The sequence below is a fragment of the Actinokineospora enzanensis DSM 44649 genome (genome assembly GCF_000374445.1).
Classification (GTDB): domain Bacteria; phylum Actinomycetota; class Actinomycetes; order Mycobacteriales; family Pseudonocardiaceae; genus Actinokineospora; species Actinokineospora enzanensis.
In genome coordinates, this window is record NZ_KB894407.1 from 163,649 (window position 1) to 177,368 (window position 13,720).

14 protein-coding genes are annotated in these 13,720 nt (G+C 73.1%); 8 read left to right on the forward strand and 6 right to left on the reverse strand.

Features of this window, described 5'->3' with window-relative positions; translation table 11 throughout:
- Window positions 1-1,134, reverse strand: coding sequence for a nucleotide disphospho-sugar-binding domain-containing protein (locus C503_RS0108935; protein WP_018681849.1), 1,134 nt, complete (start codon window positions 1,132-1,134; stop codon window positions 1-3).
- 112 nt (window positions 1,135-1,246) lie between these two features.
- On the opposite strand from C503_RS0108935, the gene cysC reads away from it, so the two are divergent.
- Entirely contained in the window at window positions 1,247-1,801 is a 555-nt protein-coding gene (gene cysC, locus C503_RS0108940) for an adenylyl-sulfate kinase (RefSeq protein ID WP_018681850.1), read from the forward strand.
- 118 nt (window positions 1,802-1,919) lie between these two features.
- On the opposite strand, the gene C503_RS0108945 is transcribed toward cysC, so the two are convergent.
- The 3 genes from C503_RS0108945 to C503_RS0108955 are packed head-to-tail and all read right to left on the reverse strand — an operon-like array spanning window position 1,920 to window position 4,073.
- Window positions 1,920-2,678 (reverse strand): NAD-dependent epimerase/dehydratase family protein, encoded by a 759-nt coding sequence (locus C503_RS0108945; RefSeq protein ID WP_018681851.1) that lies wholly within the window; start codon window positions 2,676-2,678, stop codon window positions 1,920-1,922.
- 42 nt (window positions 2,679-2,720) lie between these two features.
- A complete protein-coding gene (locus C503_RS0108950) occupies window positions 2,721-3,290 on the reverse strand; it encodes a DUF1453 family protein (protein WP_018681852.1) in 570 nt (189 codons plus the stop codon).
- Window positions 3,291-3,335: 45 nt separating this feature from the next.
- Entirely contained in the window at window positions 3,336-4,073 is a 738-nt protein-coding gene (locus C503_RS0108955; RefSeq protein WP_018681853.1) for an SDR family NAD(P)-dependent oxidoreductase, read from the reverse strand.
- 274 nt (window positions 4,074-4,347) lie between these two features.
- Between C503_RS0108955 and C503_RS0108960 the strand changes: the two genes are divergently transcribed.
- The 6 genes from C503_RS0108960 (at window position 4,348) to C503_RS38705 (ending at window position 8,921) form a co-directional block, all read left to right on the forward strand.
- The gene (locus C503_RS0108960) at window positions 4,348-5,100 is read left to right on the forward strand and encodes an AfsR/SARP family transcriptional regulator (RefSeq protein WP_018681854.1); all 753 of its coding nucleotides are present in this window, start codon (window positions 4,348-4,350) and stop codon (window positions 5,098-5,100) included.
- Between the two features lie 90 nt (window positions 5,101-5,190).
- Window positions 5,191-5,670, forward strand: coding sequence for a MarR family winged helix-turn-helix transcriptional regulator (locus tag C503_RS0108965; RefSeq protein ID WP_018681855.1), 480 nt, complete (start codon window positions 5,191-5,193; stop codon window positions 5,668-5,670).
- Window positions 5,667-6,449 carry an SDR family NAD(P)-dependent oxidoreductase gene (locus tag C503_RS0108970; RefSeq protein WP_211222355.1) on the forward strand — a complete coding sequence of 261 codons (783 nt, stop codon included), beginning with the start codon at window positions 5,667-5,669 and terminating at the stop codon, window positions 6,447-6,449. Before C503_RS0108965 ends, C503_RS0108970 begins: the two co-directional genes overlap by 4 nt.
- Window positions 6,450-6,484: 35 nt before the next feature.
- A complete protein-coding gene (locus C503_RS38700; RefSeq protein ID WP_018681857.1) occupies window positions 6,485-7,162 on the forward strand; it encodes a VC0807 family protein in 678 nt (225 codons plus the stop codon).
- Between the two features lie 155 nt (window positions 7,163-7,317).
- Window positions 7,318-8,064, forward strand: coding sequence for a response regulator transcription factor (locus C503_RS0108980; protein ID WP_018681858.1), 747 nt, complete (start codon window positions 7,318-7,320; stop codon window positions 8,062-8,064).
- Window positions 8,061-8,921 carry an SDR family oxidoreductase gene (locus C503_RS38705; protein WP_018681859.1) on the forward strand — a complete coding sequence of 287 codons (861 nt, stop codon included), beginning with the start codon at window positions 8,061-8,063 and terminating at the stop codon, window positions 8,919-8,921. The genes C503_RS0108980 and C503_RS38705 overlap by 4 nt, the downstream gene beginning before the upstream one ends.
- Window positions 8,922-9,000: 79 nt before the next feature.
- Here C503_RS38705 and C503_RS0108990 read toward each other — a convergent pair whose 3' ends face one another.
- On the reverse strand, window positions 9,001-11,400 hold the full coding sequence (locus tag C503_RS0108990) for a penicillin acylase family protein (RefSeq protein ID WP_018681860.1): 2,400 nt from the start codon (window positions 11,398-11,400) through the stop codon (window positions 9,001-9,003).
- Between the two features lie 371 nt (window positions 11,401-11,771).
- Between C503_RS0108990 and C503_RS0109000 the strand changes: the two genes are divergently transcribed.
- The gene (locus C503_RS0109000; protein WP_026316107.1) at window positions 11,772-12,353 is read left to right on the forward strand and encodes a TetR/AcrR family transcriptional regulator; all 582 of its coding nucleotides are present in this window, start codon (window positions 11,772-11,774) and stop codon (window positions 12,351-12,353) included.
- Window positions 12,354-12,496: 143 nt separating this feature from the next.
- Here the strand turns inward: C503_RS0109000 and C503_RS0109005 are convergent, their stop codons facing one another.
- Window positions 12,497-13,714: a hypothetical protein gene (locus C503_RS0109005; RefSeq protein WP_018681863.1), complete on the reverse strand. Its 1,218-nt coding sequence runs from the start codon at window positions 13,712-13,714 to the stop codon at window positions 12,497-12,499.
- Window positions 13,715-13,720: the final 6 nt, after the last annotated feature.

A 13,720-nucleotide genomic window follows, 5' to 3' on the forward strand; every position in this document is an offset into this window, starting at 1 on the left:
TCAGCCCGCCAGCTTCTCAAGGGTGCCGACCAGCTCGGCCGGGCTCGGTGCCGCGCGCATCTCGTCGGCCAGGGCGCGGGCGTTCCCGGCCAGCGCCGGGTCGGTGCGCAGCCGGTCCACCTCGGCCGCGGTCAGAGTGTCCACTGTGGACGCGATGCCCGCGCCGGTGCGGGCCAGCTCGTGGATGTTGAAGACCTGTTCGGGCATCTGCGCCACGCCCAGCTGAGGCAGGCCCGCCGCCATCGCGGTGAGCATCGTGCCCGCCCCGCCGTGGTGCACGACGGCCGAGCAGGCGGGCAGCAACAGGTGCAGCGGCACCGACTCGGCCACCCGCACACCCTCGGGCGACCGGTCCCGCCCGGCCGATCCGAGCGCGGCCAGCACCTCGACGCCGGTGCCTTCGAGGGCCGCCGCGACCGCGCGCACCATGGCCCGGCCGGTCTCGGCACCCGCCCGCCCGGTGCCCGCGGTGACCAGCACCCGCTCCCGGACGGGCAGACCGGGCAGCCAGGCCGGGACCTCGCCCGGCCCGTTGTACGGGACGAACCGCAGCGCCTGGCGGGTCGGCGCGGGCGCGGCCTGCAGCGCCCGCGGGCAGGGGTCGAGGGTGAGCGCGTCCACCAGGTCCGCGAAGGCGGTCCCGGCCCGGCGCAGCAGCGGCGCCAGCATGGCGGGCTCATGGTCGCGTCCGCGCTCGGTCAGGTCCGGGCCGAACAGGTGGCGCACCGCGGGAACGCCCAGCGCGGCGGCGGCGACGCGGCCCGCGTAGGCGGTCGGGTCGTAGACCACCGCGTGCGGTCGCCACCAGTCCGCGAAGGCGAGCAGGTCGTCGAGCATGGCGTCGGCGACGGTGCCGAACATGCCCATCGACCGGGCACCGCGGGCGGCCCGCAGCGCCGCCGGGTCCAGCCGGTCGTCGCCCGGCGCGGGCCGGGTCGCCGCGGCCACCACGGCCAGGAAGTCGAGATCCGGTCCGACCCGCACCGGGGTCGCCCCGCCCGCGGTCACCGCCGCGGCGAGCGCGGGCGGCACGGCCACCCGCACCTCGTGCCCGGCCGCCGCCAGCGCCCAGGCCAGGGGCGCCATCGGCAGGAAATGCGTCGGCCACGCACAGGCCGTGAACAGAACGCGCATGCGGTCGCTCCTGACTTCTCGGGATGTCGGGAAACGTATGGCCGGGGGCTCGAACGGATCTCGGACGCGGGCGGTCGAGGCCGGTTCGAGGCCGCCCGCACAGGATCGGCGGGTGACCGAGCGCACCGACGTTCCCGCCCGCCCGTCTGCGGCACCGGGCCGGGTGGTGTTGCTGACCGGCCTGTCCGGCTCCGGCAAGACCACTCTCGCGGCCGCCGTCGTGACCGCGTTGGTCCGAAGTGGACGGCGCGGCGAGGTGCTCGACGGGGACCGGCTGCGCGGCCGCTTCTGGCCGGAGCTCGGCCTCACCCCGGTCGACCGCCGGGCCAACCTGGCGCGCGCCGGGGACCTCGCCGTGCTGCTCGCGCGCCACGGCGTCGACGTGGTCCTGGCGATGATCGCCCCGGAGGCGGCTGCGCGGGCGCGGCTGCGCGCGGCCTGTGCCGAGCACGGCGCCTTCTACGAGGTGCACCTGGACCCGGGCGTCGAGGTGTGCCGGGCCCGGGACGTCAAGGGCCTCTACGCCCGGCAGGCCGCAGGCGAGATCACCGGCCTCACCGGGGTGGACGCCCGCTACGACGTGCCCGCGCACCCCGACCTGAGGTTGGACACCGGCGCGGCCGATGTCGGGTCGTGCGCGCGACGGGTGCTCGACCTGTTGGCGTGACGGGGTCGTTCGCACTCATCGCACGCACCAGGTCACCACGGCCGCCCGTCGTCACCGCGCCGCGATCCTGATCAGTACACAGTGGACGATTGGGCCCCGGGATCCCGGGCCCGACCGGTCAGGCCGGGACCGCCGCGGGGATCCGACCGACGTAGCGGTCCAGCAGCGTGTCCGCGTGGTCGGCGTCGTCGCGGCTCGGCCAGTCCGGCACCAGTGCGCGCAGTCTGCGCACCGACGTGGCCGTGGTGACCACCGGCCGGTCCACGTACCGGCGTGCCACCCGGGTGCCGAGCCGCCGTTCGATCCCCTCCACGATCCGCTCGACCGGGGTCAGCACCCCGGACGCGACGTTCACGACCGTGTCGCGGGTGTCCGAGGCGAGGAGGCCGTCCAGCGCGCCGACCACGTCCCGGACGTCCACGAGGTCGCGGTGGGCGTGCCGGAAGATCGTGACCCGGCCCGCGCGCACCTGCCCGACCAGGGCGGGCAGCAGCTGGTGCGGGCGCTGGCCGACACCGAGGACGTGCGCGAGGCGCAGGGTGAGGTGGCGGGCGCCGGAGGCGGCGAGGACGGCCTCCATGGCGAGCTTGTGCCTGCCGTAGGCGGAGGTCGGGAAGACCGGCCCGTCCTCGGCGCCGGTCGCCCCGATCCCGCCGTACATGGAGTCCGACGCGGTGGAGAAGAACACGACCGTCCGCCCGTCGGCCCGGCACCGCCGGGTGACGTCGTAGACCAGCGCGGCCTCGCGGTCGAACTCCGCGGCGGTCGCGTCGATCGTCCGGGTCACCCCGGCGGCGAGCGCGGTGACCTCGGGATGCCGGTCGCCGAACGCGATGTGCAGATGACGGGCGAGGAACCCGTTCCCGACGATCTCCATGTGCGCTCCCGCGGGTTCGTCGGCGGACTGGGGCGCCGCCCGCTAGCGCCTGCGCAGGGACCGGCGCGGGGTGCGGGCGGTGATCGGCAGCGTGCGCACGCCGGTGGCGCGGGCCCGCGGCACGATGGTGGCGGCCTCGACGACCAGGGACAGGCCGAGCATGAGCATCAGCGTCCGCTGGTCCGCGGCCACCCGGGCGCCCGCGGCGTGCGCGCCCGCGTCCAGGGCGAGCCGGACGCCGCCGAGCCCGATCCAGATGACCAGCGTCGACACGCGGTAGCGCATCCACAGGTAGCCGTTCTTCTCGAACAGCGCGACGCTGCGCCCGCGCGCCCATCCCGTCGCCGCCGCGAGCGCGGCGGCGACCAGCAGGAACACCACGTCCAGGCCGGTGATCCCGGTGACCCCGCCCGCGAAGTCGGCGACCCCGACCACCAGGAACACCGGCGGCAGCAGGAACAGCCGCCGCGCCTGGACCGGTTCGCCGTAGAACCGGACCGCGATCACGACCAGCACGATCGCCACGACCACCAGCACGCGCAGCCGCTCGGGTACCGCGGCCAGCGGTCCGCCGTCGGCCGCGAGCAGCCGTCCTTCACTCGGTGCGTTCATGTCGCCACCATATCATTACTGCCTGGAAGTAAATTCCCCGAATGCTCACATGCCGCCGTCGACCGTCAGGGTCTGCCCGGTGAGGTAGGTGGACAGTCCACTGGCGAGGAACACGACCACCCCGGCGACCTCGGCCGGGTCGCCGAGCCTGCCCAGCGCGGCCATCGCCTCGTAGCGCGCCAGCCGCTCCCTGGGCAGGGCGGCGGCCTCCTCGGTCAGGATCGCGCCGGGGGCGACCGTGTTGACCCGGATCCGGCGCCCGCCCAGCTCCTTGGCCAGGGTCCGGGTCAGCCCGAGCAGGCCCGCCTTGGCCGCGGCGTAGTGGCTGCGCAGCGGGACGCCCACCACCGCCACCCGGGAGCCGATGTTGACCACCGACCCGCCGTCGGCGAGCACCGGCAATGCCGCCCTGGTCACCAGGTAGGCCGAGGTGAGCCCGGCGGTGAGGACCCGGTTCCACTCGGCCAGTTCGAGCTCGGCGAACGGCACGTGGCTGATCGCCGCGGCGTTGTTGACCACCACGTCGAGTGCGCCCAGTCGCTCGCGGGCGGTCTTGACCAGTACCTGCACGTCGGCGGGATCGGCCACGTCGGCCCGGACGAAGTGGTGCTCGCCGGGGGTGTCGGCCAGCTCGGCCGCGAGCGCCGCGGCGGCCGCGTCGTCACTGCGGTAGCAGCCGACCACCGACGAGCCCGCGGCCGCGAAGGCGCGGGTGATGCCCGCGCCGATGCCGCGGGTGGCCCCGGTGATGAGGATGTTCTTGCCCGTCAGGCCGAGTGTCATGGTGGCCAGCCTGGCCGCCGGGGCTCGTGCGGACCTCGAACGCGCCGCGCCGACGGCGAATGGCGCGGGCCCGACGCATTCGCCCCGTTCGGCCGGAGCCGTAGGGCGTATGCTTCCTTCGAGTCATCAACACCCCCCGAACTTGCCCGCCGCGACTACGGACAAGTAGCTTTCTTTCGGCGCTGAAACGAAAAGACCCGGAGGGTCGGCCTCGGTTTACACCGTATTGCCGACGCCTGTGCGAAAATGTGCGGAATGACATCTGGGGGATGGCATGGAGTTCAGAGTGCTGGGGTCGGTGGAAGTGCACGAGGCCGGACGGGCGTACCGGCCGCGGGCGGCGAAGCTGCGCGATGTGTTGCGGCTGCTGGTGTTCCGGGCGGGCGAGTTCGTGGCCACCGATACGATCATGCAGGAACTGTGGGAAGACAACCCGCCGGTGAGCAGCATCACCACCACCCAGACCTACATCTACCACCTTCGCCGGGCCTTCGCCGAGGAGCTCGGCGTGCCCCGGCCCGAGGACGTGCTCACCACCCGGCAGGCGGGCTATCTGCTTCGGGCGGACCCGGCCGACACGGACTGCGGTCGGTTCGCCGCACTCATCGGGCGCGGGCGGGACCTCGCGGGCGCGGGCCGGTGGGCCGAGGCGGCCGCGGCACTGCGCGAGGCGCTCGCGCTCTGGCACGAACCACACGCGAGATCGGCGACGGTGACCACGCTGAACGCCCAGCACCTGGAGCACTACCAGGAACTGCACCGCGCCGCGGTGGAGTTGCGCGTGACGGCCGATCTGCGCCAGGGCAGGCATCGGGAGCTGATCCCGGAACTGCGGGCGCTGGTCCTGCGGAATCCGCTGAACGAATGGTTCCACGCGCAGTTGATAAGTTGTCTCGGCGTGTCGGGGCGGCGCGGTGAGGCGCTGGAGGCCTATCGCAGCGCCCGGCGCATCATCATCGACGAGCTCGGCCTTGAGCCGTCCGTCGAACTGCAGCGGGTCCATCGCGAGATGCTCGCGACCGGGTGACCGGTCCGGGTGGGCGCGGACGGCCGCCCGCGCCCACCCGGACCCGGGGTGTGATTGACAGGCGGTCGGACGGCATGGGATGTTACCTTCATGGAAGTAACTAACAACCAGAGCTGGGCGCTGGTCCGACAGCTGTGGACCGTCGCCCAGCACGTGCGCCGCGGTCAGGCGGCCAGTCCGCACAACGCGGTCACCGTGCAGTTGCTCGCGCTCGCCGCGGAACACGGGCCGCTGCGCCCGCAGGACGTGGTGAGCCTGCTCGACGTCACCGCGCCGTCCGCCACCCGGTATGTCCAGGCCCTGGAGCAGGCCGGGCAGATCGACGTGATCGCCGACGCCAACGACGGGCGGACCTACCTGATCCAGGTCAACGAGAAGGGCCGCGAGGTGCTCGACTCGTTGCGCGACGACCTGCTGGAGGCCATGCGGCCGGTCATCGGCGACTTCGACCAGGAGGAGATAGAGACGCTGCTCGACCTGCTCGGCAGGCTGACCGCCTCGATGGCCGAGCACGCGCAGACCCGGCCCGCGCGGCCGAGTCGCAAGAACCGTTGGCGGGCGGGCGCGTGACCGGTCGGTCGACCACATCCCCGCCGCGCCTGCTCGCGGGCCGCACCGTGCTGGTCACCGGGGCGTCGCGCGGCATCGGCGCGGCCACCGCGCGCCTGCTGGGCGGACACGGCGCGGCGGTCGGGGTCAACTACCACTCCTCCCGCGCGGCGGCCGACGAGGTCGTCGGGGCCATCCGCGCGGCAGGCTCGCCCGCGACCGCCGTGCGCGCCGATGTCGCCGACGCGGACGAGGTCCAGGCGATGGTCGAGTCCGTCCGCGCCGAGCTCGGGCCGGTGGACACCCTGGTGCTCAACGCGGCGGGCCACAAGGGCGCCTTCGCCCCGAGGCCGCTGATCGAGTCCACCGTGTCCGAACTGGCCGCGCTGGTCGACGAGCAGCTGCGGGCACTGCTCGGGCCGTGTCGGGCGGCCCTGCCGGACATGATCGAGAGCGAGCGCGGCTGCGTGGTCGTGGTGGGCTCCGGCATGTCGACGCAACCACAGCCGGGCATGGGCCTGCCCAGCGTGGCCAAGGCCGCGGCGGACGCGGTGGCCAGGGTGCTCGCGCTCGAACTCGGCCCGCTCGGCGTGCGCGTCAACGTGCTGGCGCCCGGTTTCGTCGAGACCGACACCAGTGCCCGCTTCGTCCCGCCCGCGGCTCGCGAGCACCTGGCCAAGTCGGTGCCGTTGCGCCGCAACGCGGTGCCCGACGATGTCGCGGGGGCGGTCCTGCTGCTGGTGTCGGAGTACGCGGGTTACCTCAGCGGGGGCCGGATCCGCCTCAGCGGTGGGCTGTGAAACCCCAGCCACCCAACCGAACCGGGGGACACTCGATGTCTGGACCTGCCACCGACACGACCGGCGCGCGCACCGCGCCCACGATCGGCGACCGGGTGAAGGCCGTCGCGGCGCCGTTGTTGCTCGACCTCGTTCTGCCGTACGCGATCTACCTCGTGCTCACCGCGCTCGACGTGCCCGTGGTGGTGGCGCTGACCGCGGGCGGTCTGGTGCCCGCGGGCCGGGCCGCGGTGCACTGGCGCCGGACCCGGTCCGTCGACCTGGTCGCGGTCGCGATCGCCGGGCTGTTCCTGCTCGGCGCGGTGTTCTCCGCGATCACCGGCGACCCGCGGTTCGCGGTGGCGAAGGAGTCCCTGCTCACCGGTGCGGGCGGGCTGTTCTGCCTGGCCACACTGGCGATGCGCAGGCCCGCGATGTTCTTCGTGCGCCAGCGGTTCTCGCCGTTCCCGCCGCGCGCCTGGGACCGGGCCTGGACCGGGTCGACGGCGCTGCGCCGGGACCTGCGGGTGCTGACCGCCGCGTGGGGCGTCGGCCTGCTGGTGGAGGCCGCGGGCCTGCTGGTGCTCGTCTACACCGAGCCGGTGGACAAGACCGCCGCGATCGCGCCCCTGGCCAACATCGGCGTGATCGTCCTGCTGGTCACCTTCACCCACGCCTACACCTTCCTGACCCGCCGCAACCTCGACGTCGCGGCCATGACGGACGGGGCATGACACCGGCCGCGGCCCGGGGCGCCCGGTGCGTGCGGCCCGTGCCGCGGGTGCGCGTGGACGGTTCCCGACCCGGTCGCCGGGGCGTCCGCGTCGGGAACCACGGCCCCGGCCGACGACTGTCCGATCGCACCAGTTCGCGTCGAAGGGGGCGGCTCATGCGGGATACCTGCGAGGTCGGCGACAGACGGCTGCAGCGGATGGCGCAGTGCTTGCGCGGTTTCCAGATCGGCCCGCGGCACGGGCCGGACCCGACGACGTTGGTCGGCCCCCGGTTGCCGTCCGGGCCGGGCCGGGTCGTCGTGGTCGGCAACGCGGTGCTGTTCCGCGACGGCCTGGCGCAGCTCATCGCCGATGAGGAGGACCTGCGCGTGGTCGCCGCGGTGGACGAGTCCGAGGACGTCGCGCGGTCGCTGCCGTTGTCGGCCCCCGACGTCGTGGTCTACCACCCGGAGCCGGACGACCCGGGGACGCGCCTGCGCACGTTGTCCGATGCCCTGCCGGGGGTGGGTTTCGTCCTGCTGACCCCGCCGTCGCCCGCGTACCCGGTGCCGCTGCCCAGGACGGGGGCCACGGTGCTGCGGGTGTCGGTCCAGGTGTCCGGCGCCCGGTTCGTGGCCGCGGTCCGGGACGCGTGGACCCGGTCGTGCGGGGCGAGCCGGGTCGGGGCGACCGCCGAGGACGAGCTCTCGCCGCGGGAGACCGAGGTGCTCGACCTGGTGGCCGCCGCCTACACCAACGGCCAGATCGCCCGGCTGCTGCGGATCTCGGAGAACACGGTGAAGCGGCACCTGCGCAGCGTCTTCCGCAAGCTGCACGCGGTGTCCAGGATCGACGCGGTCAACCGCGCGACCGCGCGCTCGCCGAAGGGGGCCGCGGATGTCGGGTCGAGGACGCCGTCGTGACCGCGCGCACGGTCGTCCTGGGCGCGGGCGGCCAGGTGGGGCGCGCTGCCACGGCCGCGTTGCCCGGCGCGGTCGGACTGGGACACGACGAGCTGGACATCGCCCGGCCGGTCGGTCCGGACTGGGCGGCGGTGGACCTGGTCGTCAACGCCGCCGCGTACACCGACGTGGCGGGGGCGGAGCACCCGACGGGACGGGCGGCCGCCTGGCGGGCCAACGCCGAAGGGCCCGCCGCGCTCGCGCGTCTCGCCGCCGTGCACGGGTTCACCCTCGTCCACGTCTCCAGTGACTACGTGTTCGACGGGCGCCACGGCGAACCCTGCCGGGAGGACACGCCCTTCGCGCCCGTGAACACCTACGGTGCGAGCAAGGCCGCCGGGGACCTCGTGGTCGGCCTCGTCCCGCGGCACTACGTGGTGCGGCCGTCGTGGCTGGTGGGGGACGGGCCGAACTTCGTACGCACCATGTTGGACCGGGCCCGGCGCGACGAGCCCGCGGTGGTGGTGGCCGACCAGGTCGGCAGGCCGACGTTCGCCGTGGACGTGGCGGCGGCGGTGGCGCACCTGGCGGGCTCGGGGGCCCCGTTCGGGACCTACCACGTGACGGGCACCGGCGACCCGGTCAGCTGGGCCGACCTCGCCAGGACGACCTACCGGCTCGCGGGCGCTGACCCGGACCGGGTCACCGACGTGGCGACCGCCCGCTACCGGCAACGGTATCCGGACGCCGTGCCGAGGCCCGCGTCGAGCGTGCTGGACACCGACAAGGCCCGACGTGCGGGCGTCCCGCTGCGGGACTGGCGGGACCGTCTCGCCGAATACGTGCGCGAGTCGACCTCCCGGCCGCGCACGCCGTAGCCGCCGAGGTCGAGTACCCCCCTCGACCTCGGCGGCCGCCGGACGGCGGAGGGGCGCCCGCGCCGGGCGCTCCTCCGTCCTAACGGGACGGAACCAGCCGGATCCGCCGGTCCGCGTGCTTCTCGACCTCGGACCGGCTGTACAGCAGCGGGAACGCCCGACCCGCCGTGTAGGTGGGCATCAGGTCGCGGTAGTGCCTGCTGCGTTCGTCACCCGACTGGCCGGGCGCGTTGATCGCCAGCGAGTTGTCCCAGCCGCCCACGTCGAGCGACATCTTGAAGGTGGCGCCGATGACCTGGCGGTGCGTCATCGGGTTGTAGAACGACGGGTGGATCGTGTGGTACGAGCCGCCGATCGGGGTGGGGCCGACGTTCGGCGCGCCCAGCGGGTGGACGAACTCCTGCAGGTGCATCCGGCCCCACTGCCAGGTCGCCGTGTCCGGGCCCAGCTGCGCGCGGACATCGGCGAACGCGGTCTTCAGAGTGGTGCGCAGCAGGTCGTCGCGGACCGCGGCGCCGTCCGGGCCGAACCAGCGCACCGGGTCCGCGAAGGAGGCGATGACCAGGCTGAAGTCCGGGTTGATGTTGCGCACCATGGCGTCCGCCGCGGCCTGCGGGAGCACCCGGTGCGCCCAGCCCGGGTAAAGGTGCATCATGATCCACTGCTCGAACAGGGCCGCCGGGGCCGAACCCGCCGCGGTGACGCCGTCGTAGCCGCGCAGCAGGTCGATCGCCGCCCGGGTGTCCGGGTCGTCGGACGACAACGTCGCCACGAACGGCACGATGTTGGTGGCCACCAGCGACTTCTCGTCGTTCTGCAGCGCGATCGAGTCCCGCACGGCCGCCATCGGGGTGGCGGCGATGATCTCGGAGATGCGCTGCTGACGGTAGGGCAGCTGCCACTCGTAGTTCGGGATGACCTTCTGGTCCGGTGGCAGGTTGTAGTCGTTGGCGGAGGCGAAGAACCCCTGCCCCGGGTTCAGCACGCCGCCCAGTTCGGCGTTGGCGTGGAAGCCGTTCCAGTCGTAGCGGCCGTCGCCGGGGACCGGGAGCAGGCCGTCGTAGTTCTCCCCGGTGCGGTCGGGCGTGAGGCCCGCGGGCACGTAGGCGATGTCACCATGGATGTCGGCGAACACGAGGTTGGACCCGGGCGTGCGCCACTTCGCGGTGGCGTTCTTGAACTGTCGGTAGTCCCGGCTGCGCTGGTAGTTCAGGCTGGCCAGGTAGGGCGACGTGCCCGGTTCGGTCCAGACCGTGCGCACCGCGTAGGCCTTGTGGCCTGCCTCGTCCACCTTCACGACCGGGCCGTGCCGGGTGAACTGCAACTGCGCGCGGGTCGCGGCCGCGCCCTTGACCGGGATGTCCTCGGCGACGGTGCTGAACATCTCCCAGCCGCCCTGGTAGCGGTAGCGCGTCGGGTCGGCCGGGTCGAGGTCGTAGACGTAGAGGTCGGTCTGGTCGACCGGCAGGTTCGTCAGTCCGAACGCGACAGTGCCATTGTGGCCGATCGCGATACCCGGGTTCCACGGCTCGCCCGCGCCCTCCAGGTTCAGACCGGGCGCGGACAGCTGCGCGAGGTAGCGGCCGGACGGTAACGCGTCGGCGCCGCGGTGCGGGTCGTTGGCCAGGATCGGCCGCCCGGTGGCGGTGCGGCCGGGACCGATGGCCCAGGAGTTGCTGCCGGTGGTCGCGTCCTCGATCGCCTTGTCCGTGCCGTCGGCCGACAGCGCGGGGGAGACCACGCCGGACCGTCGGTCGAACGACACGGCGGCGGTGGCCTGGTTGTAGACCTTCAACACGTCGTCCGGGATGGCGCACGGGTCCAGCCCCGGCGGCACCTGGGCGGTGTGGTCGGGATGCAGGCCACGGAACACGCGGCTGCCCTCCGGCCCGGCGAGGCACACCAGCTTGGCGCGCGCGACCTCCCAGGACAGGTTCTCCCCGATGGCGTGCGTGCGGATGCGCACGACGTCCTCCGGTCGCCACTTCGCGGGCCGGTACCCCAGCTTCCGGAACTCGACCGGCAGGGCGTCCGGGTTACGGCCCAGGTAGTCGATGTAGGCGTTGATCCCCTCGGCGAACCGGCTCGCGGCCAGCCTGGCCTCGGGCCCGTAGCTCGCCCACTCGGCGGCCATGTCACCGCGGTAGCGGAACAGCCGTGCGGCGCGGTCCTGCTCGACGTAGGCCGGGCCGAGCACCTCGCTGAGCTGCCCGAGCCCGCGCCTGCGCCAGGTGTCCACTTGGAACAACCGGTCCCTGGCGATGTTGAACCCCTGGGCCAGGAACAGGTCGGCGGTGTCCTGCGCGTACAGGTGCGGCACGCCCCACTCGTCCACCACCAGGTCCACCGGCCTGCCCAGCCCGCCCACCGCGATGGTCGTGGCACCCCGCTCCGCGCCTGCCGGGGCGGGCGACGCCAGCCCCAGCCCGGCCAGCAGCACGGCCCCGAGCGCCGTGCCCCGCTTCCATGATCCGCGCACTGCCCCGCTCCTCACGCCAGGACGCGACAACCCGTGCCGCGCCGAAACCAGCTCAGGTTCAAGCTAACGGCGCCTTGACAGGGTCCCCACCCCTAAAGATCGGCCACCCCTCGGCACGAGAGTGGACAGTCGGCTGCGGGTCGTTCGCGGGACGCGGTGCACGGCGCACGGCTCCAGTGGTGTTCATGCATCGTCCTCGGGCTGCTGATCCTGCTCGTCGGCGGCGCCGTGAAGGTGATCGCGGACGAATTCCGAGGACATCCGGCCTGGTGAACGGCGGTATCGAGTGTCCGTTCACGACAGTGCGGGACACCGGCGGCCGCACCGGGCGGTATATTCGCCCCGACGGGCAGGTCGACGGAAGGGGCCGGATGCCGACCGGGGTGGCCATCCGCGACGCGCGCGAGCAACTGTTCGCCGCCGCCGAACGCGTCCTCCGCCGCGATGGGCCGAACGCCCTGACCAGCCGCTCGGTCACCGGCGAGGCGGGCGTGGCCAAAGGCGTCCTGCACCGCCACTTCACCGACTTCGACGAGTTCCTCGCCGAACTGGTCTACGACCGCATCGCCCGCCTGCGCGTCCAGGCCGAGATCCTGGACGCGGCCGTCGGCACCGGCACCATCGCCGCCAACCTCACCGACGCCCTGACCGGCCTGCTCGACTCGGTCGCGCATGCCATCGTCAGCCTGATCATCTTCCGGGACGAGCTCCGCACCCGCCTGCGGCGCACGCATCCGCGCGGGATCCCGCTGGCGCAGGAGGTCGCGCTGATGGTCACCGGGTACCTGACGCGGGAGCGCGAACTGGGCCGGATCCGCGCGGACGCCGACATCGACGCGCTCGCCCTGACCATCGTCGGCACCGGCCACCTGATGCTCGCCGACCGCTCGGCAGCCGCCGACCCGGACGCCGTGCACAAGGTCGTCGCCTCCGCTCTCGCAGGCGCCGTCTGACTGTTCGAGGCTCTCTTGTCAGCCTGGACAGGACATCCGGCAGGGCTTGCCCGCCAAAGGCTGCTCCACCCGATCGCAACAGCCGCTCACCAGCGCACCCGAAGGACCGGCACGGGAACGGATCCCCGTGCCGGTCCCCGACCTCACCAGGTGGAGTTGATCAGCCCCGTCCCCAGGTAGACCTGATCGAACCCATTCCCGTCATGATCATCCGTATACGTCAGCACAACCTGCCCGAACGGGCTCACCGCCACCCCTGGCTCATCCTGCCGCCCCGCGATCTCGGTATGCACCCGCAGCCGAGGCAGACGACCGGTATCCGAACCGTCCGGGTTGAGCCCCTGCGCGTACACATCGGAACCGTCCGCCCAGCCGACCACCACGTTCAGCTGGTCGTCGATCCCCACCTGCGGATCGGCCCCGGGCACGAACACCTCCGCCGCCCGCGCCACCCCGGCAGCGGTGAACGAACGTACCCCGATCTGCGGAGTCCCCGTATGGTCGGTCTCCCAGCCCACCACGAAGTCCCCGTTGAAGTCCGCCGCCACCGACGCGTGCCGCTGCTGCCCACCGGCGGTGGCGTTCGCCACCCCCTGGGCCAGTTTCACGCCGCCGGAAGGCGTGAGGATCTTGCGGCCGACGTTGAACGCCCCGTTGCCGTCCCCGTCCTCGTCCCACACCACGATGGCGTTCCCCGCCGCGCCCATCGCCACGTCCGGGCGTTGGTGGGTGCCGCCTGCGTTGTTCACCTGGGTCTCGTAGGTCTTGGACGAGATCGACGCGAACCCGGACACTCGCACGGTCGGTGCCGCCATGCCCTGCTTGTCCTCGAACGCCACCGCGAAACCGGGCCCGTCCGGGTCTGCGGCAACGGACGGGTCGAGTTGCTGCCCGTCCGCGCTCGCGTTCGCCGCCGCGGAGCCGGTTACCGTGCCGGCAGTGTTCACGGCTCGTACGGCGATGTTGTAGTAACCGTTGGCGTCAGGGTCCTCTGCCCACACCACCACCGCGCTGCCGTCCTCGTGCAACGACACGTCCGGCTGTACGTGTCGCCAGTTGCCGGTGCCGCCTGTCGAGAGTTTCTTCTCGTACTGCGAAACACCGTCCCGGTACAGGCGCAGGAAGATCTCGCTGTGCACGGGGTCGGCGGGATTGGCGGAGTCGCGGTCGTCTTCCCAGACCACGGCCGTGTAGCCGGTGCGGACAGTGGAGACTGCCGAGTTGTCCTGGTCGCCGGTGGAGTCCGTGTTGGCCACGGTCCAGGCGATGTCGGCGACGGTCGTCCCGTCCGCGAAAGCCTGCCCGGTGAGCAGGAGGGTCGCGGTGGTGGACAGCGCGCCCACCAGGAGGAGACTGCGCATGGTGCT

Bases quoted from the DNA above. Each gene is read 5' to 3' on its own strand.
- C503_RS0109000 (WP_026316107.1), top strand. From the start codon at position 11,772: ATGCCGACCGGGGTGGCCATCCGCGACGCGCGCGAGCAACTGTTCGCC.
- C503_RS38700 (WP_018681857.1), top strand. From the start codon at position 6,485: ATGTCTGGACCTGCCACCGACACGACCGGCGCGCGCACCGCGCCCACG.
- C503_RS0108980 (WP_018681858.1), top strand. From the start codon at position 7,318: ATGCGGGATACCTGCGAGGTCGGCGACAGACGGCTGCAGCGGATGGCG.
- C503_RS0108945 (WP_018681851.1), bottom strand. From the start codon at position 2,678: ATGGAGATCGTCGGGAACGGGTTCCTCGCCCGTCATCTGCACATCGCG.
- C503_RS0108950 (WP_018681852.1), bottom strand. From the start codon at position 3,290: ATGAACGCACCGAGTGAAGGACGGCTGCTCGCGGCCGACGGCGGACCG.
- C503_RS0108965 (WP_018681855.1), top strand. From the start codon at position 5,191: ATGGAAGTAACTAACAACCAGAGCTGGGCGCTGGTCCGACAGCTGTGG.
- C503_RS0108955 (WP_018681853.1), bottom strand. From the start codon at position 4,073: ATGACACTCGGCCTGACGGGCAAGAACATCCTCATCACCGGGGCCACC.
- C503_RS0108960 (WP_018681854.1), top strand. From the start codon at position 4,348: ATGGAGTTCAGAGTGCTGGGGTCGGTGGAAGTGCACGAGGCCGGACGG.
- C503_RS0108935 (WP_018681849.1), bottom strand. From the start codon at position 1,134: ATGCGCGTTCTGTTCACGGCCTGTGCGTGGCCGACGCATTTCCTGCCG.
- C503_RS0109005 (WP_018681863.1), bottom strand. From the start codon at position 13,714: ATGCGCAGTCTCCTCCTGGTGGGCGCGCTGTCCACCACCGCGACCCTC.